19 protein-coding genes are annotated in these 20,290 nt (G+C 49.9%); 7 read left to right on the forward strand and 12 right to left on the reverse strand.

What is annotated here, in order from left to right; genetic code table 11:
* Window positions 1-7 precede the first annotated feature (7 nt).
* The 6 genes from BLP80_RS00410 to BLP80_RS00435 form a co-directional block, all read right to left on the reverse strand.
* Window positions 8-1,945 (reverse strand): nitric oxide reductase activation protein NorD, encoded by a 1,938-nt coding sequence (locus BLP80_RS00410; RefSeq protein WP_090539018.1) that lies wholly within the window; start codon window positions 1,943-1,945, stop codon window positions 8-10.
* 3 nt (window positions 1,946-1,948) lie between these two features.
* Entirely contained in the window at window positions 1,949-2,773 is an 825-nt protein-coding gene (locus BLP80_RS00415) for a CbbQ/NirQ/NorQ/GpvN family protein (protein WP_090539020.1), read from the reverse strand.
* A gap of 12 nt (window positions 2,774-2,785) precedes the next feature.
* Entirely contained in the window at window positions 2,786-4,132 is a 1,347-nt protein-coding gene (locus BLP80_RS00420) for a cbb3-type cytochrome c oxidase subunit I (protein ID WP_090539022.1), read from the reverse strand.
* 32 nt (window positions 4,133-4,164) lie between these two features.
* The gene (locus BLP80_RS00425) at window positions 4,165-4,617 is read right to left on the reverse strand and encodes a c-type cytochrome (RefSeq protein WP_090539025.1); all 453 of its coding nucleotides are present in this window, start codon (window positions 4,615-4,617) and stop codon (window positions 4,165-4,167) included.
* A 421-nt stretch (window positions 4,618-5,038) separates the two neighbouring features.
* Window positions 5,039-5,689: an MT-A70 family methyltransferase gene (locus BLP80_RS00430; protein ID WP_090539027.1), complete on the reverse strand. Its 651-nt coding sequence runs from the start codon at window positions 5,687-5,689 to the stop codon at window positions 5,039-5,041.
* Between the two features lies 1 nt (window position 5,690).
* On the reverse strand, window positions 5,691-5,882 hold the full coding sequence (locus BLP80_RS00435; protein ID WP_256324892.1) for a BglII/BstYI family type II restriction endonuclease: 192 nt from the start codon (window positions 5,880-5,882) through the stop codon (window positions 5,691-5,693).
* A 250-nt stretch (window positions 5,883-6,132) separates the two neighbouring features.
* On the opposite strand from BLP80_RS00435, the gene BLP80_RS00440 reads away from it, so the two are divergent.
* Window positions 6,133-7,905: a hypothetical protein gene (locus BLP80_RS00440; RefSeq protein ID WP_090539032.1), complete on the forward strand. Its 1,773-nt coding sequence runs from the start codon at window positions 6,133-6,135 to the stop codon at window positions 7,903-7,905.
* Window positions 7,906-8,308: 403 nt separating this feature from the next.
* On the opposite strand, the gene BLP80_RS00445 is transcribed toward BLP80_RS00440, so the two are convergent.
* From BLP80_RS00445 to BLP80_RS00455, 3 genes are all read right to left on the reverse strand, one after another.
* Window positions 8,309-8,806 (reverse strand): NUDIX hydrolase, encoded by a 498-nt coding sequence (locus BLP80_RS00445; RefSeq protein WP_090539034.1) that lies wholly within the window; start codon window positions 8,804-8,806, stop codon window positions 8,309-8,311.
* 49 nt (window positions 8,807-8,855) lie between these two features.
* Window positions 8,856-9,356: a macro domain-containing protein gene (locus tag BLP80_RS00450; RefSeq protein ID WP_218120331.1), complete on the reverse strand. Its 501-nt coding sequence runs from the start codon at window positions 9,354-9,356 to the stop codon at window positions 8,856-8,858.
* A 114-nt stretch (window positions 9,357-9,470) separates the two neighbouring features.
* Window positions 9,471-10,427, reverse strand: a complete 957-nt coding sequence (locus BLP80_RS00455) for an alpha/beta hydrolase (RefSeq protein ID WP_090539038.1) — start codon at window positions 10,425-10,427, stop codon at window positions 9,471-9,473.
* A gap of 317 nt (window positions 10,428-10,744) precedes the next feature.
* Here BLP80_RS00455 and BLP80_RS00460 point away from each other — a divergent pair, with 317 nt between their 5' ends.
* The 6 genes from BLP80_RS00460 to BLP80_RS00485 all read left to right on the forward strand — a co-directional run bounded on the left by BLP80_RS00460 (window position 10,745) and on the right by BLP80_RS00485 (window position 16,726).
* Window positions 10,745-11,215, forward strand: coding sequence for a BON domain-containing protein (locus tag BLP80_RS00460; protein WP_090539040.1), 471 nt, complete (start codon window positions 10,745-10,747; stop codon window positions 11,213-11,215).
* Window positions 11,216-11,405: 190 nt separating this feature from the next.
* Window positions 11,406-11,654, forward strand: a complete 249-nt coding sequence (locus BLP80_RS00465) for a GlsB/YeaQ/YmgE family stress response membrane protein (protein ID WP_090539042.1) — start codon at window positions 11,406-11,408, stop codon at window positions 11,652-11,654.
* 160 nt (window positions 11,655-11,814) lie between these two features.
* Entirely contained in the window at window positions 11,815-11,940 is a 126-nt protein-coding gene (locus BLP80_RS00470) for a DUF3096 domain-containing protein (protein ID WP_090539043.1), read from the forward strand.
* Window positions 11,941-12,586: 646 nt separating this feature from the next.
* The gene (locus BLP80_RS00475) at window positions 12,587-14,545 is read left to right on the forward strand and encodes an nSTAND3 domain-containing NTPase (protein WP_090539045.1); all 1,959 of its coding nucleotides are present in this window, start codon (window positions 12,587-12,589) and stop codon (window positions 14,543-14,545) included.
* Between the two features lie 267 nt (window positions 14,546-14,812).
* The gene (locus BLP80_RS00480) at window positions 14,813-15,415 is read left to right on the forward strand and encodes a hypothetical protein (RefSeq protein WP_256324893.1); all 603 of its coding nucleotides are present in this window, start codon (window positions 14,813-14,815) and stop codon (window positions 15,413-15,415) included.
* Between the two features lie 351 nt (window positions 15,416-15,766).
* Window positions 15,767-16,726: a lipase family protein gene (locus BLP80_RS00485; protein ID WP_090539049.1), complete on the forward strand. Its 960-nt coding sequence runs from the start codon at window positions 15,767-15,769 to the stop codon at window positions 16,724-16,726.
* Window positions 16,727-16,886: 160 nt separating this feature from the next.
* Here the strand turns inward: BLP80_RS00485 and BLP80_RS00490 are convergent, their stop codons facing one another.
* The 3 genes from BLP80_RS00490 to BLP80_RS00500 all read right to left on the reverse strand — a co-directional run bounded on the left by BLP80_RS00490 (window position 16,887) and on the right by BLP80_RS00500 (window position 19,991).
* Window positions 16,887-18,125: a D-alanyl-D-alanine carboxypeptidase gene (locus BLP80_RS00490; protein ID WP_090539052.1), complete on the reverse strand. Its 1,239-nt coding sequence runs from the start codon at window positions 18,123-18,125 to the stop codon at window positions 16,887-16,889.
* A 115-nt stretch (window positions 18,126-18,240) separates the two neighbouring features.
* Window positions 18,241-18,492 carry a hypothetical protein gene (locus tag BLP80_RS00495; RefSeq protein WP_143002199.1) on the reverse strand — a complete coding sequence of 84 codons (252 nt, stop codon included), beginning with the start codon at window positions 18,490-18,492 and terminating at the stop codon, window positions 18,241-18,243.
* 218 nt (window positions 18,493-18,710) lie between these two features.
* Window positions 18,711-19,991 carry a glycosyltransferase gene (locus BLP80_RS00500; protein ID WP_090539056.1) on the reverse strand — a complete coding sequence of 427 codons (1,281 nt, stop codon included), beginning with the start codon at window positions 19,989-19,991 and terminating at the stop codon, window positions 18,711-18,713.
* Between the last annotated feature and the right edge of the window lie 299 nt (window positions 19,992-20,290).

Here is a 20,290-nt window from a genome sequence, read left to right on the forward strand (position 1 = left end):
CAACTGGTCATCCTACCAATTGCTGGTAAATAATAGGAAGAACATGCGAAAGGCGATCAGGCCGGCCCACAATGGCGTAACCCCCCTTACCGAATAGATAAGGGAAATAATCCTGCGCCTTGCGATCTATCGTAATGCCGAAAACTGCAAGGCCTGCTCTCCGGGCTTCCAGAATTGCCTGTCGGGTATCTTCAATACCGTAACGGCCTTCATAATAATCCAGATCGTTGGGTTTACCATCGCTTAACAAGAGAATAAGACGGTTACGTTCAGTTCGCTTGTTGAGTAGCTGCCGGACATGGCGCAAAGCCGTGCCCATACGGGTGTAGTAACCGGGACGCAAGGCGGCAATGCGCCGCAATACCTGACTATTGAAGGCTTCATCAAAATCTTTCACGGCAGCCACCCGTACATAGTGCCTTTTGCGTGAAGTGAAGGTATAAACCGCAAAGGCATCTCTACAAATGGCCAGACCGGAAGCCAGTGTGATCAAAGCCTCTTTCTCAATATCAAGAATACGCCGACCGTTAATCCAGCTATCCGTAGATAGTGATACATCCACCAATATGGCTACAGCCAGATCACGAGCCTGCTGGCGCGCCTTTAGATAGACTTGGTCAGAACCATTTCCATTAGCAAAGAAATCACAGTGTGCACGCACCAGAGCATCCATATCCAACTCAGCACCGTCCAGCTGGCTACGTAAAATCTCACGACGGGGCCTTAATGTTTCAAATTGGCGCTGGATTTTACGAAAACGACGCCTGGCTTCAAGATCAGGCACCCATAACTCATTTCCTTCCTCAGCATTCTGAAAAATAACCCGGCATTGTTGCGCATGATAATCTTTGCGTCGATAATCCCATTCAGGATAAGTCAATTCGGAAATCAGAATAGCCGGATTGACGTCGTCTGGCGCAAGATCAAGATCAAATTTGAGCTTGGTCGCAGCCTGGCGCTGATGTGGACTCAGCGTGATTTCTTCGATCGTCTCGGCGACCTCCTTGGCGGCATCTTCATCGTCATCCTGCACAGCGCGATTAACATTGACCATTTCGGACCAGCTCATGAGTTTCTCAAAGCGATTCAGCAACAGCGGATCATCCCGTTCGCTTTGCTCGTATTTTTCTCTTCGGCCCTTTTTCTTGCGATGATCCTCATTTTCCTGATGACTACTGCCGCCGTCATCCTGATCTGAGGACTCTGCCATCGCACTTGATGAAGTTTTACTTGAATGGATTTCTCCCCACAAAGGAACGGGCAGGAAAGTATGGTAGTGCTTCGCGGCTTGCCAGCGTTGGAAATCAGGCTCAGGCCGCATGACGGCCTGTAAGAATGCTTTACTGAGAGAATTTGAACCATGCTTCCCTAATAATGCCTGGATGACGATTTCGATTGCCTGCTCTTGCCCGGAAAGCAGTCGATGCGGTCGCTGCTCACACAGCGCCTTGCAGAGTTGCTGATAATCCTGAGCAAGCCCGGGATAACGCTCAACTACTTTTAAACAGTTCCAGTAGGCGCTATGCAGAAAAGCGATATCAGCTTGCAATGGATCATTCAGCGTCTCACCGAAGGAATCTTCAGCTACGGAAAAATAAGCAGCCAGCCAGAAATAAAGCCGCCGGTTTAATGCGGCTGATGGAAAACACGCAATGGTTGCAGGGAGTAACATCCGCTCGGCATTACATTCTATCCGGGGCAGGCATTCCTGATCCATGCCCAGGCGTTGTCGCAGTTTCAGGCGATGCCCTGATGATTGCGGCATCCCTGCTGCTAAAACTATGCCAAGCGCGCCACCCAGGCCTCTAAAAAAAACACTCAGCGCAGAACGCAGCGAATCCAGCGTGACAGCGGCTTCTTGATAATAGGGGTAGCTATCCGCCTTTCCGACGAGGTGGTGCCAATAGCGGCCAATTTGCTCTTCCAGCTCGATGAATTCCCACATACTTTAGCCGTAAGTGGCACGTATCAGTTCCAACAAACCTTCTTTGACGTCAAGATCATCACAAAGCGGTTCCACCAGGGCAGTTTCAGCCGCCTGGAAAGGATCCAATCCATTTTTAATCAGAATGGCACAATAGACGAGCAAACGAGTGGACACGACTTCTTCCAGATCAACCTCCTTCAGCGCCCGTAACCGTTTCCCAAGATTCACCAAGGGTATGCAATGTTCCACAGGCAAGCCGCTTTCACTGGATACGATTTCGACTTCTGCTTCAAGCGGGGCAAAATCAAAACTGATGGAAACAAAGCGCTGACGCGTACTCGGCTTTAATGATTTCAGGATATTCTGATAACCCGGATTATAGGATACCACCAGCATAAATCCGTCCGGTGCTTTCAGGATCTCACCGGTGCGCTCCAGCGGCAGAATCCGGCGATCATCTGTCAGTGGATGAAGCACCACGGTGACGTCTTTGCGCGCCTCCACGATTTCATCCAGATAACAGATGCCGCCTGTGCGCACGGCTTGTGTCAACGGGCCATCCACCCATACCGTCTCGCCTCCTTTGAGAAGATAGCGCCCCGTCAAATCAGCCGCGGTCATGTCATCGTGACAGGAAACTGTATGGAGTGGACGCCCCAGCCGAGCTGCCATATGGGCTATAAATCGGGTTTTGCCACAACCCGTTGGTCCCTTGATCAGCAGCGGCAGTTGCTGCCGATAAGCCACTTCAAATAATGTACATTCATTACCGACTGGCTTATAAAACGGGACTTCTTGCAGCACGGCTGGTGCGTGTAATGCCTGTTGAAGCTGGAAATGACTCATGATCAATGACTGTTATTGTGAGCGCGATTGTGAATACCTTGAAATCGTCACCTGTTCCCGGACGGGACCCAGCGCTGAATAAATAAAGAGTACCGCTCCAATCAGGAAACATAGACCTGCCCCTAGCCGGAACCAGTAGAACAATTCAATTTGTGACTGGATTTGCATAAAACCCATCGCCAGCACACGCTGAAGATGGGTCTGTAAGATACCCGCGAACGCAAGCGTCAGCGTCATGAATACCATGGCGCCTGTCATGAACCAGAAACTCCACATATTTAGAATCTGGTTGAATGGCTGCAATCCCCGTAAAGCAGGCAAAGCATAGGTAAAGAAAGCCAGATTTAACATCACATAGGCGCCATAAAAAGCCAGGTGCCCATGCGCCGCCGTCAACTGAGTGCCATGGGTATAGTAATTGATCGATGGAAAACTATGCATGAGACCTAATATTCCTGCCCCAAAAAAAGCCATGACCGGGCAGCCCAGGCTCCAGAGTGTTGCTGCTTTATTGGGATGGTTGCGCCCGCTTTGATAAACCAGATAAAAAGCCCACAGGATCATAGCGAAAAAAGGCACGACTTCCAGAATCGAGAATACTGCGCCAATCCAGTGCCAGTATTCCGGCGTACCTATCCAGTAATAGTGGTGGCCGGTTCCCAGCAAGCCACTAAACAGAGAGAAACCAACGATGACGTAAAGCCACTTTTCTATCACCTCACGATCTACACCGGTTAGTTTAATCAATAAGAAGGCCAGCATGGCTGCCATAATCAATTCCCATACCCCTTCAACCCAGACGTGCACAACCCACCACCAGTACAGCTTATCCAAGGCCAGATTGTCCGGATTGTAAAAAGCAAAGAGGAAAAATATTGCAGCGCCCCAGAGACCCAGCAGCAAAACAATGGAAACGACGGTTTTTCGCCCTTTAAGAACCGTCATCGTTACATTGTAAATAAACAATAAAAAAGCAATAACCATCAGAATCTTGATCCAAAAAGGCTGCTCCAGTAACTCGCGCCCCTCATGGATCCCGAAAAGATAACCGACAACGGCAGCTAAGGCGGCAAACACAAAGATCCCAAGCTGCAGCGAGGCTAGCTTGGGGCTATGGATTTCACATTCACTTTCTTCTGGTATCAGAAAATAACTGGCTCCAAAATAGCCTAGCAGCAGCCATACCAGAAGAGCGTTGGTATGTATCATTCGAATAATATGAAAAGGAACGGCTTCTGACAGAAAATTCGGAAAAACGTAAATGGTGCCAGCAAGCACCCCGGCTAATACCTGAACCAGGAATAACGCCAGCGCAGCTACAAAATAGGGATAAGCAAGTTTCTGGGTCTGATATTTCATCATGAATCTCCTTAAGTAAATCGTACATGCAATCAGCCAGCATCATTTGGGGGCCAGCCCAGTGTATCGATACGACTCGTCCATTCAAGAAAATCAATTAAGTCATCCAGTTCCTGTTCTGTCAGATTAAACTGTGGCATTTGCCGCCGCCCCGCTACGCCTGTAGGCTGGGCGCGCATCCAGGCTTTTAAGCCCATGCGCGCGCCTTCCGCGCTTTCCCGCCCTCCGTAGCGAACCCACACATTTCCTAATTCCGGGGCAAAGTAAGCACCCTCACCCAGTAGCGCATGACAATTAATACAGGAATGACGCTCCCATACATGCTTTCCTCTGACAACGGCCTCGGTCAGAGTGGATTCATCCGTTGAAACATTTTTGATATAGAAGTGGCTGTGAACTGTTAAAAGCGTGAAAACCACCAGAAAGAAAATTGAACCGCCATAGAAAATATTACGTGCTGCGGACTTGGTAAAATGCTCTGCCATACCTCCCCCTTGTTCACAAACGGTTAAAATTTACGTATCAGTTATATCCAATTTTGACCATAATAATCATATGGATAAATGATTTCTCTAGAAACCGTCTCAGATTCTAACGCAAGCTTCTTACAATGAGAAGCAATGTTTACTAAATCGATGCCGGGAGAAAAATAATTGCTTAAATGAGTGGATTCTCTCCCATTTTCCACATAATTTAACGTGAAAGAATCCGCTCAAAAGACGAAATCATGGCCTCCAGAAGTAAATTAATAAAGCTGGGGCTGGCGCACACCGACGTTAGCTTGTGTTCAAATCGACGGTCTGTTGATTATATGGGCCACTAGATTTTTCATCGACGTTTGCGGTGTGGGTAGGAGAATGCGCCGCAAATACCATACAAGCTTGCCGAACCGCTTCGTTAAATAGGTTACGGCAGCTTTCTTTGCTTCTTAAAAGAAACCACATTTGACCGCGAATGATTTGAATAGGTATCCCAGGTAGGGGCGTATTCCTCGGCTTGGTTACCCCATACAAACCACCCCTCTCTAGGTCCTCTCGCAAAAAGCTCAATATACGGACCTGGGCTGCACGATTCGATTATTTGATACTGTTCATCAGGTTTCCGGCTATGCTCCCGCTTCTGGGACGAAATGATATTTTCCTGGCTTCGTCCGGCTTGTAATGTTCGGGCGTTTTTCCCTCTTACGCCAAACAAAATCATTTCCGTCACATTGCGGAAGTAAAAGCCAACCCCTCGCCTATCGGGTCCGCCATCTTTTCTGATCTTGTACCAGATTAAATTTGTCTTGTAGGTAAAACCCCAGTGCTCCATCACTTGTAGCCCATCCGGCAACAGCGCATTCGGCACCCACAAATAAAGATGCGCGGTATCTTTTACGATCGCCTCAACAGGCAAATCTTTAATTTCCTGCAAGGTCATGGTCGGATACCGGGATAGTCGCTTATGTTCAGGCGCCATTTTCCCTGTGCGGTTTTGAAATTGCCAAGGGGGATCAGCAAGCACTGTAGCAAATTTTCTTTTTCCCACCTCTTCAAGGAGATCATCAGATGCACTCATATTATTCATCTTCTACATAGCATAATCTTGAAATACCCAAAACCAGCACAGGACATCCACCTCCACCGCCCCCTTCAATTCGTGGAAGAAGCTTACCCAGATGGGTTGTTGAAGCGCCATAGGATGCCCCTCTGCCAAGTTCATCAAAAATATCTTGAAGATCGCCGCAACGCGGCTCCGCAAGCAATCGCACAGAGCGCATAACCTGAGAAAATGAGCTTGCGCGTTTCGATACCACGAGTCAGTAGACGTCAGTAGACTTTAGCAAAATTTTGTTCTGGCGCAGCCACCTATTTAACGTGTACGTCTTAACACATTCTTCGATGAAGCTAGCAGTGATTAAGTCTGTTTAAAGCGTTATTCTCGAAGACAGATCAGTGTAGGTTTTCTTTTACGATCCGCCAGTAAGCTTTTATCCCTATATCTTAATTGGAAGAAACACTATGATCCCACGCTCTCGTTTATTGCTTAATATTCTGATGGGTATTGCCTTAAGCAGCCTGCTACCTGTTGTTCATGCGGATAGTTACAAGCCCACTGGCATCGATTCTATTTTGTATTTTCAAGCTGCTATCAAGGATGCTGAATACTGTTCGATGACCCTTAAAAAGGGTGAGTTGGTTGCCATCAATAGCAGTACCGGCAAGGTACTGAGCAACGCTGCCATGACCTGCCCGGATATGTTCTCCTGGAAACTCTTTGCCGATGTGATTCAGGCTAAATTCTGGTCAAACTGGGCTGACGAGAATGACAACTGGCCAGCGCAGCCTTATGCGCTTTGCCAGCCTGGCCAAGCACCTGGTAAAGATGCTTGTTGCCAACCTGGGTCAGCGAACAACGACTCTGATCATTGTCCAGTTTATCCGGGAACTCAGCACGCCACCAAACTCAAAAGTTTGACAGACGCTTTGGCAGAAGAAGCGCAAAAGCTGGCGCGTGATCCTGCCTTGCAGCGTGATACCCGCCTGCCATTCCATGACACGCTTAATCCCCTGAGTCGCATGGTCAAACTCCAGTCGATGAAAAAGGCTGCCGACACACCGGTACCTTCCTGTTCTGCGGTACCGGTTGAGGGTAAGACCGAGGATCTGGTAGCAGACATCATCAAGAAATTTAATCCAGCCGATGCAGAAAGTACTGGCCGCGTCATTCGTCAGACCAATGCTGAACTCACCATCCGCAACAAGGTATTCCATGATTACTTGTTCACCAATAATTTATATAATGCCAACGGTGTGATCGATATATTCAAGGTCAACCAGAAAAATCTGCAAACAGAAGCGCCCTACCGTCGTGCCAATCAATCTTCCCTGGATGGAAAACCGGGCTCGTTGTCCCGCGTGGATTTGCCGCCGGATGCCATCATGATCAAGAGCAACTGGCTGCACCATGATCTTGCTGTTGCTCTGGGGTTGCCAGATGATCCCAAGCAGTACATCAGCAAATTGCTGCAGACACAGATTGATCTGCAGGCGCTGGGTATTAGCAAATCACCGCTGACTTGCAATCTGGAAGGCATTCATCACCTGGTGGCGTTCCATATTTCCTCTAAAGATATTCCCAATTGGGTATGGACTACCTTCGAGCATACTAGCCTACCCGGCCGCTGCGATGTCACCGGCTGCAATGATGCTTATGGCTATGCAAGCGACGACAAGAATCGCCCGGCTGGTACCGCAGACAATTATGTCAAACCCAATCAACATAGCGATCAGTTGAACTCGCCCAGTATCGTGTTCAATCCAGACAAAGGTTATCCGTTGGAAATGATCCGTCCGGAATGGGATAAACTGCTCGCTCAATTGAATATCGGCGGCGGTAGCAGCACCAGTCAGGTTGAACCTGACCCAGAGGATATCGCCTGGCGTAACTTCCGCCTCAAAGGCTCGCAAGTGGAGTTTGTCAACTCAATGGGTCAATCGACGCTATTGGGTAATTCGGTGACCGAGGCAGGGTTTATGGATGGTTCGAGCTGCATTAGCTGTCACGCAAGAGCGGGTGCGGCACTGAAGAGCGATGGCTCAGCTAATTTCCTCGCACTCTCGGTGTTCGAACGCAATCTGACCGATTTTGGCTATGCGCGCAGCCATCATGGCATTCCTGATCCGTTCTGGTTCTACAACGATAACAACAACCGGCCAAATATGCTGGTAATGCAAACAGACTTCATCTGGGGGTTCCTCAACGCGAGCCCTATCGTGTCCAGTAAACCATAGAAGCAATCCCAAGCTGTTTTTCAACCTGCGCAGCTCGATTGCGCAGGTTGAAACGGCTGCACGTTACGATAGCGACTAACGGGTCGTCTCGAGAAAATGGGCTAAAAAATTTGTGGACAACAACGCTTATGAATTCAAATTGGCAAGATTGGTTGAATCATCCAATCCAGTAATATATGACATCCCAAAATTACTTTACGATGCCATTGCGTCGGTAGTCTACGGACATAATCCGGAAGTCGATCAATCGACATTACATACGAATTGGGTGAGTTCAAATATTTCCATACATCACCGTCAATTCCTTAAACGATCTCGCTTCTTACCGTCCAGTTAACCCGAATATTTCATAAAGTAACTGAGATCTCGTTACTGACCTGATCAAATAAAACAGGGTGCTTTATTACTCAGAATCATGCGGCGCTCCTGCATTTTTTGGCGGGTAACCAAGCCGTTCCATTAATTTTTCGAGAAACGCTTGCTGCCCTGCCAGGATCTTTTTCCTGGCCTCATGAATCTCAAACCACTGCCCTTTATCGACTTCGGGAAACTGCTGAATTACACCGCTCTTGGGTGGCCATTCAAGATTAAACGTGTTACTGACGATCTTGGAAATGTCGAAATCGTGCGCTAAGGCCCATGCATGCACAATTTTCCGACTGGGCTGCTTGACTTCCCCAAGATCGACAAACGCTCCATCAACCTCATCCCCTGTCTCTTCTCGAAACTCTCGCTTGGCCGCATCGAGCGGATCTTCATCTTCCTGGTAGATGCCTTTAGGTATTGACCACGCGCCATCGTCCTTCTTTGCCCAGAAAGGCCCGCCAGGATGAACCAGCATAACTTGCAGTTCGCTTTCAATAAAGCGGTACAGGATGATGCCTGCACTATGAACGCTCATGAGTCACCATTGCAAAACCGTTCATTTCCGGCCTTTTGCAACCCCTGAATCATGCTTCTGCGAACTCGCCGAGAACTTGCTCGTATAACTGTTGATCCGCATTGCTAAACAAAACAAAGCGAATATGCTTAACGGTCAGAAAATTGGGAAGCCTATCGAAGATTACCTTGAGAGCGATCCGCACAGCCGGTTCCAGAGGGTAGCCGAATGCGCCCGTCGAGATTGCAGGAAAAGCGATGGATCTGATGCCATGGTACTCGGCTAGTTGCAATGCATTACGATAACATAAGGACAGCAACTGATCAGAAGGCTCGTCTACACCATAGACCGGCCCAAGACAGTGGATAACATGGCGGTTCGGCAGATGATGCGCTCCAGTGATGACCGCCTGGCCGGGCTGGATAGGTGCGAGCTTGCGGCATTCTTCCTCGAGACCAGGGCCCGCCCCCCGATGGATTGCGCCTGCCACGCCGCCCCCGGTCTGCAGCATCGCATTGGCTGCGTTGACAATCGCCTCCATATCGGGTTGAACTGCAATGTTCCCCTGCACACATTCAATGGTGACGCCGAAGAATTCACGCTTTGTCATAAATTGCCGCCTCCTCTCGCAGGAAATTGCCTTAGCCTCATCGCAAAACCCCGATTGAATGACGCGTTCTATGTTTTATATTCGGAAGGCATTGACACGCGAGTCGTAGCTAAGTCCCTCGACATCTTCGCCACGCCGGCCATTCAGAACATGGTCAAAGAACTTCCTTACCGTGTCATTGGTGTCTTCACCCCACAATTGATGAGTCTTGCCGACCTTATCACCTTCTGTAAAATCAACATATATCGCATTGGTTGCGTCGAGTGCTCTTACCGTCCTGCCAAGCCGATCCTTTTGGAAGTTTGCGTCCGACCAGCCGAGAATTTTGTCGTTTTCATTGATGGTAATATAAGTCCTTTTCCCAACCTGGATATTCTCCACCCACTTTCTGTGCCCTTCATTGTCACAATCTGCCTGGCAAAGAACAGCATTGGTAAACATCCGCGTTTCGCCATCGTATATCGTACCTTGCACGTAATTCTGAAACAGGAAATTCCCCATGCTGTATGTCATGAAATTGAGAGAAACATCACATTCGAGCAGCGCCTCCTTATTAAAGGGGATCGCCAAATATGACGCCAACTTTTCAAATGCATTATCCAACGCGCCCGTAGACACTTGGGCAACCCGTTTTACTGTCTTATATTCTTTTATTGTGATGCCGCCGGTATTGGACGGCCAGGAAAAAAGAACAACTTCAATTTGGTAGCGCTCCTGCAAAAGCCATCCTTGCTCGATGGTTTCCGCGAATGGTTTATTGTATCCATGCACAAAGAACAAGCAATTCTTTTTGTTCTCCTTGCATCGGTCCAGAACGGCTTCAAACTGTGTTTTACTGGGCAAATTATCGGGACGAGGCGTTTTAGGCTCTTGAACCAGTTCCAGCTTCCATTGCCCTCCTTCCTTATAAGCGTTTGCCAGCCGAATTTCATTGGGCCCTTTGCTGTTAAGCTGTTCACCAAAAGCATTTTCGTTACTAAAACCACTTTTAGCAAATTCCGGTTTTAAATTACGATTGCTAATAACGAGCATGATCCATACTCCTTTATCGGTTAAGAACTATCAACGGCTGCAGACAGGCATCCCCTCTCGGTCAAGCATCACGCTTTGAGGTGAAGTCGGAGTCGCATAAAACCCTAAATAATTTTAACCACGGAACCCATTGCAGTCTGTGCGGTAGCGCACAGACTGCACTTGATGCTGTTGCTAGAATTTGAGCAGGGTTTTAAGGGTGCCGTGAATTTAAGCAGTGAGTTTTCTTTCTCTGACACTTTTTCGCTCACTTGAGTGCTCATTACGTAAGTTATGCGCACTTTCGGAGATCCATTAACAATTTAAGGAGAAACCAAATGAAAGCGACAAATGAGCGTGGGCTAGGTAGTTCAGCAAAAAGACTTTCTATGATTATGAGTTTACTTGCTGTTCTCGGACTAGCGAGCTGTCAACAGGAAGGTCCAGCGGAAAAGACGGGGAAAAAGTTAGATCGCTCGATTGAAAATGCTGAACAAAAGATTGAGCAAGGAACAGAAAAAGCAGAAAGCAAACTTGACGACGTCAAAGAGTCGATAATCGAGAAAACTGAAGCAAGTGGCCAGTACATCGATGACTCGGTTATTACCCTAAAAATTAAGACAGCAATTTTAAACGAACCCTCTCTGAAGGTATCCCAAATCAAAGTAACGACCGCTGATGGCGTAGTGCAGCTGAACGGAACGGTTGATTCCCAGCAAAGTATCGACAAGGCGATAGAGGTGGCCCAAAGCCAGGATGGCGTGAAATCAGTACAAAGCGACCTGACTGTAAATACAACCGGTGATTAAACTACCGCCGTTAGGCGCGTGCGGATATGTGAGGAAATATACTTTGCAGTTCATTTCATAGAGAAGCCCACAAGCAACGCGCCTATTGCCGTGCAAACTCCTTAGAAAGGTTGAGAGTGGACTATATCTTCCATTATGCACGGCACCACATAAACAGTGACAGTGGTCGGATTAACAAAAGGATAAACCAATGGACTTTGTTGGGTTATTAATTTTTCTCATAATCGGCGCAGTGACAGGTTGGCTGGCTGGAATATTTATGAAAGGAAGAGGCGCTGGTCTCCTGGGCAACATCATTCTTGGCATTGCCGGCACCGTTGTGGGCGGTCTTTTGTTCAGTCTATTAGGGCTCATCGGTTCAATAGTGACCGCTATAGCAGGCGCCGCAGTACTGCTACTTTTAGCTGGCGTTTTCATGAAGTCTAAGAATCAATCCTGAGCTCATAAACAAATCTGGGCATCGGGTCCCTGATCGGCGCAACGTATGTTGGCAATCTGGCTCAATCACTCCCAACAGCATTATGTGCGATACCGTACAGACAACGTTCGACCATACCTCTAAAGTGGTTCTATATTTTTGAGGTGAGGAAGGAATCTTCATGAATATCGCTATCGAACCTGTATTAGCACTCGTGATCGGTATATTAATTTTGCTGATACCAAGATTTTTAAATTATTTAGTGGCCGTGTATTTGATTGTCGTAGGTATCTTGGGATTAATTTAACATCACCTTGCGGTAAAGGAACGATCCCGGAGAGCAAAGCAGAGAACACTGATGATCAAAAAGGTTGCCCATAGGAGAAGCCTACGATCCAACCCAATGTGCCACGGGACTGGTCAGAAATTCACCCACGAGGACGCCATCACCGCCTGCCAACAATTTATACTGCGGTTTGGTACGCTGACAAACTGTACCGGCAACCCCACTGCCTCAACCATCTGCTGCGCCGGCATGATTTTACTCCTGCCGCACATCTATCATCTGAATAACGTATCGTGACTCCGTTAGTCGCTGAGCAAGGATTTTGCATTGAAGATCACGCAAGTAAAGCTATTTCCGACATTGTGTATTAACCCGAGTATTTCATAAATTGGCACGTGCCCTCACTTGTCTTTTGATTAATAAGAAAGATTTTGCTCAGTCGGGTGTATGAATCACTACACCCCTCTTTCTCAAAACTTCCCTATTAATCAAAACCCTGCGTGATCATCACGCGAATTTATGAAATATTCGGGTTAACCGTGGGAAGTCATGCAAATCTACTGGCCAGGCCCAATAGATTGCCCTGCTTATAAACGTTTGGAATTAGAATACGACGAAAATCAGGTGTAATCTCATCAAACATTTTGCGCACGAGGAGCAAAAATGCATGCATGGCGATACTAAACCCAGTTTGCCCGTTTTAGCCTGTTGCGCGGTTGATATCACCAATACCGTGTTAAAGCAAAACCGGCGGGTGCTACTGCATGGTCCGCCCGGCGTCGGCAAATCGACCTTGGCAGCACAACTGGCGCATGAGCTTTATAAGACTGGCCAAAACTGTTACTGCCTCTGCGCCGACCCTGGCTCACCCGCCTTTGGCCTGCCAGGCGCCGTTTCTCTCGGCAAGTGGCAAGCGGATGGCTGGCAGATGGGCAGTTATGAGGCTACCTGTAGTCTCGATGCAGGCCGTTTCCGCCTTCCGCTGGTTTTAGCAGTACGGCGCCTCATGCAATCATCCTCGTTGGATAACGAGGTGCTGTTAATCGATACGCCCGGCGTAGTACGGGGTGTTGCCGGCAGCGAATTGTTGCAGGGCTTATTCGAGGCGGTGGCCGCGAATGCTGTGCTCGCCTTGACTGTGGCTGATCGCGCCCCGTCGCTGCTTGATGAATTGCGCACCTTGACAACCCAGCTCTATGTCGTCCACGCCAGCACGGCGGCCAAGCGCCCGGGTAAACGCAGCCGCGCCCGCCAGCGTACTCAGCTTTGGGATAACTCTCTTAAGAACGGTATCGAACATACACTCGATCTCAATCAACTGAATATCATCGGCATGCCGCCGCCATTGGGCGAGGTCAGCGCTTGGGCAGGCCGGCAGATTGCGCTGTTATATCGCAATCAGACACAAGTCATGGCCGAAGTGAGACGTTTGCAAGGAAGTCAATTAACCGTCAGGCTACCCTACCTACCGCAAGTTTTTGATGGTTTATTGCTCCGGGATGCGCAACGTTCAATCAACGGCTTGATGGAAACAGCTGTCCCGTTTGCAGCGGAACCGCTTGAATACCGGTCTCCCTCCGATACCGCCGGATCAACCGTGCAAGATGGCGGATTGCGTGTCATGGGCCGGATCGGCCCAATCGACTTCTGCCTGGTCAATGGAATTCTGGGTGATCCGCTGCTGCACGTGCGCTTGCTGCAACAAAAGCGCAGTCTGCTGTTTGATCTGGGAGAGGGCGTGCGCCTGCCGGCACGCATTGCCCATCAGGTAACGGATGTCTTTATCAGTCATGCTCATATCGATCATATTGGTGGATTCATGATGTTACTGCGCTCGCGGATTGGCCCGTTTCCGCTCTGCCGTTTGTATGGACCGCCAGGATTGGCCCAGCACATCGAAGGATTCCTGCAAGGCATTCTGTGGGACCGAGTAGCGAAGCGCGCGCCTTGCTTTGAGGTAGGGGAATTACATGCGGATCATCTGCTGCGTTTTCGCCTGCAGGCAGGCCAGGGAGCGCCTGTGCCGCTCGGTGAGGTCAAGTTGAAAGCGGGCGTGATCCTGCAAGATGCAGGTTTCCGTATTCGCGCACAACGACTGGATCATCACACGCCGGTGCTCGCCTATGCATTCGAACCGACCATGGAGATCAATATCCGCAAGGATTATTTACAAGCACGTGGCTTAAAACCAGGGCCCTGGCTGGCTGCATTGAAAAACCACCTGCTGGCCGAAAATGACACAGCCATCATCACCTTGCCTGACGGAACGGTAGCGCGTGTCGCCGATGTCGCAGCGGACCTGACCCTGATCAAACCAGGCAAGAAACTGGTTTATGCGACCGATCTTGCCGACACTCCGGACAATCGCCAGCATCTACAGGCTTTAGCCCAATACGCCCATACCTTTCTCTGTGAAGCACGTTTTATGGAAGCCAATGCCGGGCAAGCAGCTCAGACTGGCCATTTAACCACGCGCGCGTGCGGTGAAATCGCCATGGCGGCTGAAGTTAGCCGACTGATACCCTTCCATTTTTCACAGCGCTACGCTGACAAACTACAAGAGGCTTATGACGAGATCCATGCCGCCTGTTCGCGCGTGACCATGCCGCCATCCATGGCAAGTTAAGCGAGGATACCTTTCCCAGTATCCTGCCCGCTCTGACGCCTTTTTTGGAGCATAAAATTTAACCTTGTGTTTTCTTTGCTCTTCTACGTGTTTGCACGTATTTATTTACCGCCTATTTCTCGATATCTTTCTATAAAACAAGCTAGGAACATACGCGGAGCCATCCTTTAGCCTGCCTAGAGCAATCGAAGCTGCTCCAATGAATCGGTTCATTGATTCCTCAGCAGAAAAAAACCAATAAATAACGACAAGGAGCGAAAATTTATAATGAAAAAAATAGTTAAAGCGCTTTGCTTAGGCGTGGCATTAGTTGGATTGCTATCAGCTTGCTCAACCACCCAGAAAATAACAAATTCGCTTAGAACCGCAACTGAACAACTGCTGATCAGTGAAGCGGCAATGCGTAGTCTTCCTAAACAGCCCGCGTTGTCTTTGCCTATTCCGCAGGGTGCAACTGTAAAACTTGATGTTTCCGGAATAAGTGCGGATAAGGATATTTTGCGGGGAATTATTGCCGGATGGTTGGGGCAGCAAGGCTATACGGCTCAGGAAGGTACGGAAAATGCTACCTACCGTATCAATGTCGTGGTAAATTCTCTGGGAACTGAACTGGGAAATACTTTTTTTGGAATTCCACCCATCCAAGGTTCTTTGATACCTATTTCATTGCCTGAATTAGCCTTCTATAAAGCAGAATACCAGACTGGCTACGCAAGTTACCATTTCGATATTTTTGAGTTGCCATCCGGCCGATTTGTTGGATCTTCTTCGCCGTTCCTTGCAGACACTTTTTATAATGCATACACGGTGTTATTCCTGTTCACTTTTAAAAGGACTGATCTGGTTTCTCCTCCGCTTCTTCGCAGATAGGAGCATCTCGTACCCCATTGCAGCAAGGCCAGACAAAACCTAATTTTTACCGACTTATATTGCTCACGAAGGCCAAAAAAGACTGTTAACCTGGGGCCGTAGCCATGCGACAACGTGAATGGATTGATGGCCTTTGGAATAAATCTAAAACATTTGATCTCCCCGTTAAACTTAACCCAATATTTACGCCTCAATTGGTTCTAATGGAAAATCCGGGTTAAATTTCCCTCTATTCTCACGAAAAATTGAAAAATTGGGAGCAGAGTAAAATTACAATTATTCTTTGCCCGCTTACGTGCTTGCACGTATTTGTTTATCTCTTATTTTTCGATATCTTTCTGGAAAATAGTCATGGGGACGCGTAGACCCACTGATTTCCATCGATTTTTACTCATTACAGGAGAACAACCGGTGAATCAAAGAGATTACCGCTATGATCGCGAGAAGAATCCCTTTAATCCTGCGGCGACCGGATTTGCGCCAAATAATGCACTGTGCCTCGCTGCGGCTTCGAATCTGGTCTATGAAGAATCCGATTCGTTGCGAGCGGAGGAGGTACACAAGTGGGGATTCAACCAGTTCAAGCTTATCAGCATTCCTAAGAAGCCGTTCATCGATACCCAGGCGTTTGTCTGCGCCGATCCCGATGTTCTGCTCGTCGCGTTTCGTGGTACGGAACCGGATGATCTAAAGGATTGGTTGACCGACGCGCAGTTCGATCTTACCGATGGACCGATAAAAAACATCAAGAACAAGGTTCATCGCGGCTTTCATGAGGCACTGAATGCGGCATGGCCGCAGTTGGAAGCTGCAATCGCCGACCTACGCACCCATAATCAAGCGATCTGGGTCACCGGCCATAGCCTGGGTGCAGCTTTGGCCACATTGGCCGTGGCTCGCCTGAGTCTTGGAGATGGCGTCAGGAGCCAGCAGCTCGACGTCCAGGGCCTTTACACATTCGGTCAGCCACGCACCGGGAACAGGAGCTTTGCAACGGCCTTCGATCAGCGGTTCAAAGGACGGTCTTTCAGGTTCGTGAATAACAATGACCTCATAGCCGAGGTACCACAGATGGATCTGCTGTTGAGATATTGGCATATTGACCAACTGATTTATATCGACGAGAGCGGGAAACTGCACCCAGGAGTTTCTATGTTTAGACGGGTGCTCGACGGACTAAAAGGCCTACGCAGAGACTTCGGAAGACTTGGCTTCGATACCTTGAAAGACCACAGTATGAATAACTATGTGCAGGCTGTGAGGAAATACGTGGAAGACTTGAAAACAGGACAGCAAACACCTATTTCATGATTTTATTGCTGCCGCCATTGGGGATTGACACCCGAAGCTGGGGGAAGGATTGACGCCTTACGCGCCTGTTGAATCATTATCGGTTCAATATCCGCTGCAAGGTGTCAAAATTTATAAAGCGCCGCCAGCCTGCGTTTTTTCCCAAAATTATGCATGCAGATTAACCATGTGTTCGGACCACCACGCATTCTATTCCCTGCCGGCTCAGATTCTGGCAGGCCGTGCGTGCCTGGCTTTCCTGCAAGCCCAGCAAACGGGCCCGATACAGCTTGCGGTTGCTGATTTCAACCTCGTTGATCACCACCTCGCCTGATACCCAGCGCGTGGCCACCTGGGCCTGGGCTTGGGCTCGGTCGCGCGTCAAATAAGAGCCTATCTGAACACCCCAACTGCTGTTACTGACCAAGGCAACTCTTTGTAGCTCAACTCTGGTCTCCGTCTGGGTGGCCTGTTGCATCATGACCGGAGTGGGTGCCTTTTCCAGTAAGGGGGCTGGTTTAGGCACGGGAGCCAATGTGCTGACCTTCATGGCTACGGCTGGCATCGCATCGGCATGACCGGTATTGCTGGCCAGCTGGGTTGCAGGCACTCGGGTAAAGCTGCGATCGAGCAGCTGAGCCATATGCTGATCTCGAGCGGCGGCAGTTTGTCCGCCCATTACCACCCCGATTACCCGGCGGTTACCCCGCCTGGCGGAAGTCGCGACATTGAACCCAGAGGTTCGGATATAACCGGTTTTCAGACCATCAACGCCCTGTGTGTTGCGCACCATGCGGTTGTGACTGTTATAGGTGATACCTTTGTAACGAAACGACTGGGTGGAGAAATAATGGTAGTGCTGGGGAAAATCCTTCATCAGCCGCCTGGACAAGGTCACCATGTCCCGAGCTGTGGTTTTCTGCTCATCGTTGGGCAGGCCGGAAGCATTGCGAAAGGTGGAAGAATGCATACCCAGTTTGCGGGCCTTATCGGTCATCATACGGCCAAAATTGGCTTCAGTACCGCCCAGCGCCTCGGCCACCACCGCTGCCACGTCATTGGCGGAGCGCACGATTAGCGCCGGAATCGCCTCGCGCACGCTGATGGTATCGCCCGACCGCAGGCGGATATTGGTCTGCGGCATGGACGCCGCGCGGTCCGACACCCGCATGCGGCTATCCAGGGTCAGCTTACGTTGCTCCATCGCGTCAAATAACATGTAGAGCGTCATCATCTTGGTCAGAGAGGCTGGGTAACGGCTGGCATCGGCCTGGGACTCATGAAGCACCTCACCTGTAGCCGCATCGATTACGATAGAGGCATGCCGGGAATTCGCCTGTGCCAGGTTTACCGGGGAGAACAACAACAGTACAGCAAGAGCAAGAAATCCTTCTCCCCCTGCGCGTTTCAAATCAAACATGAGGCCTATCCTCTCTGTAATCGATGCAAATCAAAGTAAAAATTGGGATCAGAGTATAACTTAATGTTTAGCTTTACCCGACCGCAATTTTTTCATACAAAAAGATAGTCAGCAATTAATTGATGAGGATTATTTCTGGATCAAAAAAACCTGCCAGTCCCAGCTGGCGCTCGATCTTCCGCAACCCGGGGCGGCCAAAAGCCGCTACCGGCAGGCGCCTACGCTCTACGGTTACCAAAAAAGACAGTAACCGATGAAGTTTGACGACACAGGTGTTATCAAGGATATGCAAATGACTTGCTTGGCAGATCTCATTGTTGAGGCCATGATCAGGATGAGATCCGCAAACGCCAAGCATGTCCCTCATTTATTGATAATAAGCTTCAGTAAACTATGTGTTCGAGAGAAACGTGGTGAGACAGCGGTGGCTTTCGGGTTCTGTTCGTGCCCCGCGCCGCTCAGCAAGGCGTTAGGGTCAATAAGAAGAATAAGAAGGGCCAAGTCTATATTTAATATCATAAAATATAGACCTGGTCCAATAATGCGCCCCTGTCAGCCCTGAGTCAGATGATTTGAACGGCGGTTCTATTTGGGGTGATTCGGGTCGGCCATCCGGTCGAGCACCAGCTCGGCAATGCGGTCTGCGCCATCGCAGTCTGCCATCATGCGTGCCTGTGCCGCTTTTAGACGTGAGACGAGCTGCGGCTCACCCAATGCCCAGCGCCATGCCTGCGCCAGAGCCTCCGCGCGTGCCGCGGGGACAATGGTGTATGCCAGTCCTAGTCGCTGCAGCCGATCAGCGTTATCGGGTTGATCATGTGCGGTCGGCACTAGCCACTGCGGCACGCCGGCGCGCAACGCCTCGGCTGCCGTGCCGATGCCGCCGTGGTGAACCACGAGTTGAACATGCGGCAGCAGCGTTTCGAAGGGTGCAAAGCGAACCTGGCATAGCGATGTCGATGACATCGGCACATTTGAGTCAGCTCCAATCACGATGACCCGTGCCCCTTGGGCAAGCGCAAAGCCGCTGACGCGATCGACCCAGCCCGGACGCGACGCGACCGCCGTGCCGGCCGTCACTACTACGATGGGATCGGATCCAGTGTGCAGAAAGGCTTCGATCTCGCTCGGCAGAGCGCGGATCGGGCCGGGCCACTGCGGAAACCCGGTATATACGCCCTGGGCCGGCCAGTCGTCGGCAGCCAAAGCTAGCCACTCGGGGAAAGCATAGGCGACACGGTGAGGCGAATGGATCCACTCAGAGAACAGCCGGCGCTGCGGCGGCAGGCCGAGTTGGGCGCGGAAGGGGTTCACCTCGGCACCGATGACGGGATCGACCATCCAGCGCTCTGCGGCCGAAACCAGTCCGTGCTGAAGCCAACGTGGCCAGCCCGGTGGTATCGAGCTTGCCGGCCATCGAGGTGGACGCGTTCGCGAGAACATCAGCGACGGCGACAGATGCACTGTGGTATTGGTGAAGCCGTCGCACTCCTGTGCCAGTCGCGCCGCAACGGCAAACGACGAGCTGACCAGCACAGTATCCGCCGGGTTCCACCCCCGCCGCAATATGGTTAGCCCAGTGCGCATCGCGGCGCCATAATAGCGCCATGAAGCTGCCAGGCCGCGGTTTGCGGTCCACAGGTCAGCGCCATCGAACACTTCTGCGAAGACATCGTCGGCACCGATCGATGCGAACTCGACCCCTGTGTCTGTGACGAGCTCTCCATAGCGCTGCGGCGCCAGTAGCGTCGTCTGCAGTCCGCGCGCGACCAGTCTGGTCGCCACCGCAACCAATGGGGCGACATCACCGGCTGAGCCAACCGCCAGTACCACCGCACGGCGAAAGGAGCCCACGGTTTCAACCATCCTGTTTTACTCCTGTCAGAACGGCACTTGGGTGCCGACTAGCCACCATCTGATAGGAAAAACAAATACCCTTTTTCATCAAAGATGACACTACTGAATGGCAGGTTGCTTGTCAAACACAATAATAACTAAAGTTTCACGTTATTTTATGAACCGATGATTCAATTCTCTGGAATTTTTGGATTAGCCCCAATATTGCACGAAGGGAAGTGGCAATTCCGTAATAATTCTTCATAAGGAGGGCCAGGTCTATATTATATGATATAAAATATAGACCCGGCCCCAACAATGCCTCTGTT

The organism is Nitrosomonas sp. Nm132 (genome assembly GCF_900100485.1).
Lineage (GTDB): Bacteria > Pseudomonadota > Gammaproteobacteria > Burkholderiales > Nitrosomonadaceae > Nitrosomonas.

What these genes read in the sequence shown, in the direction of transcription:
- BLP80_RS00410 (WP_090539018.1), bottom strand. Translation starts at nt 1,945, where the DNA reads ATGTGGGAATTCATCGAGCTGGAAGAGCAAATTGGCCGCTATTGGCAC.
- BLP80_RS00415 (WP_090539020.1), bottom strand. Translation starts at nt 2,773, where the DNA reads ATGAGTCATTTCCAGCTTCAACAGGCATTACACGCACCAGCCGTGCTG.
- BLP80_RS00420 (WP_090539022.1), bottom strand. Translation starts at nt 4,132, where the DNA reads ATGAAATATCAGACCCAGAAACTTGCTTATCCCTATTTTGTAGCTGCG.
- BLP80_RS00425 (WP_090539025.1), bottom strand. Translation starts at nt 4,617, where the DNA reads ATGGCAGAGCATTTTACCAAGTCCGCAGCACGTAATATTTTCTATGGC.
- BLP80_RS00430 (WP_090539027.1), bottom strand. Translation starts at nt 5,689, where the DNA reads ATGAGTGCATCTGATGATCTCCTTGAAGAGGTGGGAAAAAGAAAATTT.
- BLP80_RS00440 (WP_090539032.1), top strand. Translation starts at nt 6,133, where the DNA reads ATGATCCCACGCTCTCGTTTATTGCTTAATATTCTGATGGGTATTGCC.
- BLP80_RS00445 (WP_090539034.1), bottom strand. Translation starts at nt 8,806, where the DNA reads ATGAGCGTTCATAGTGCAGGCATCATCCTGTACCGCTTTATTGAAAGC.
- BLP80_RS00455 (WP_090539038.1), bottom strand. Translation starts at nt 10,427, where the DNA reads ATGCTCGTTATTAGCAATCGTAATTTAAAACCGGAATTTGCTAAAAGT.
- BLP80_RS00460 (WP_090539040.1), top strand. Translation starts at nt 10,745, where the DNA reads ATGAAAGCGACAAATGAGCGTGGGCTAGGTAGTTCAGCAAAAAGACTT.
- BLP80_RS00465 (WP_090539042.1), top strand. Translation starts at nt 11,406, where the DNA reads ATGGACTTTGTTGGGTTATTAATTTTTCTCATAATCGGCGCAGTGACA.
- BLP80_RS00470 (WP_090539043.1), top strand. Translation starts at nt 11,815, where the DNA reads ATGAATATCGCTATCGAACCTGTATTAGCACTCGTGATCGGTATATTA.
- BLP80_RS00475 (WP_090539045.1), top strand. Translation starts at nt 12,587, where the DNA reads ATGCATGGCGATACTAAACCCAGTTTGCCCGTTTTAGCCTGTTGCGCG.
- BLP80_RS00480 (WP_256324893.1), top strand. Translation starts at nt 14,813, where the DNA reads ATGAAAAAAATAGTTAAAGCGCTTTGCTTAGGCGTGGCATTAGTTGGA.
- BLP80_RS00485 (WP_090539049.1), top strand. Translation starts at nt 15,767, where the DNA reads ATGGGGACGCGTAGACCCACTGATTTCCATCGATTTTTACTCATTACA.
- BLP80_RS00490 (WP_090539052.1), bottom strand. Translation starts at nt 18,125, where the DNA reads ATGTTTGATTTGAAACGCGCAGGGGGAGAAGGATTTCTTGCTCTTGCT.
- BLP80_RS00495 (WP_143002199.1), bottom strand. Translation starts at nt 18,492, where the DNA reads ATGAGGGACATGCTTGGCGTTTGCGGATCTCATCCTGATCATGGCCTC.
- BLP80_RS00500 (WP_090539056.1), bottom strand. Translation starts at nt 19,991, where the DNA reads ATGGTTGAAACCGTGGGCTCCTTTCGCCGTGCGGTGGTACTGGCGGTT.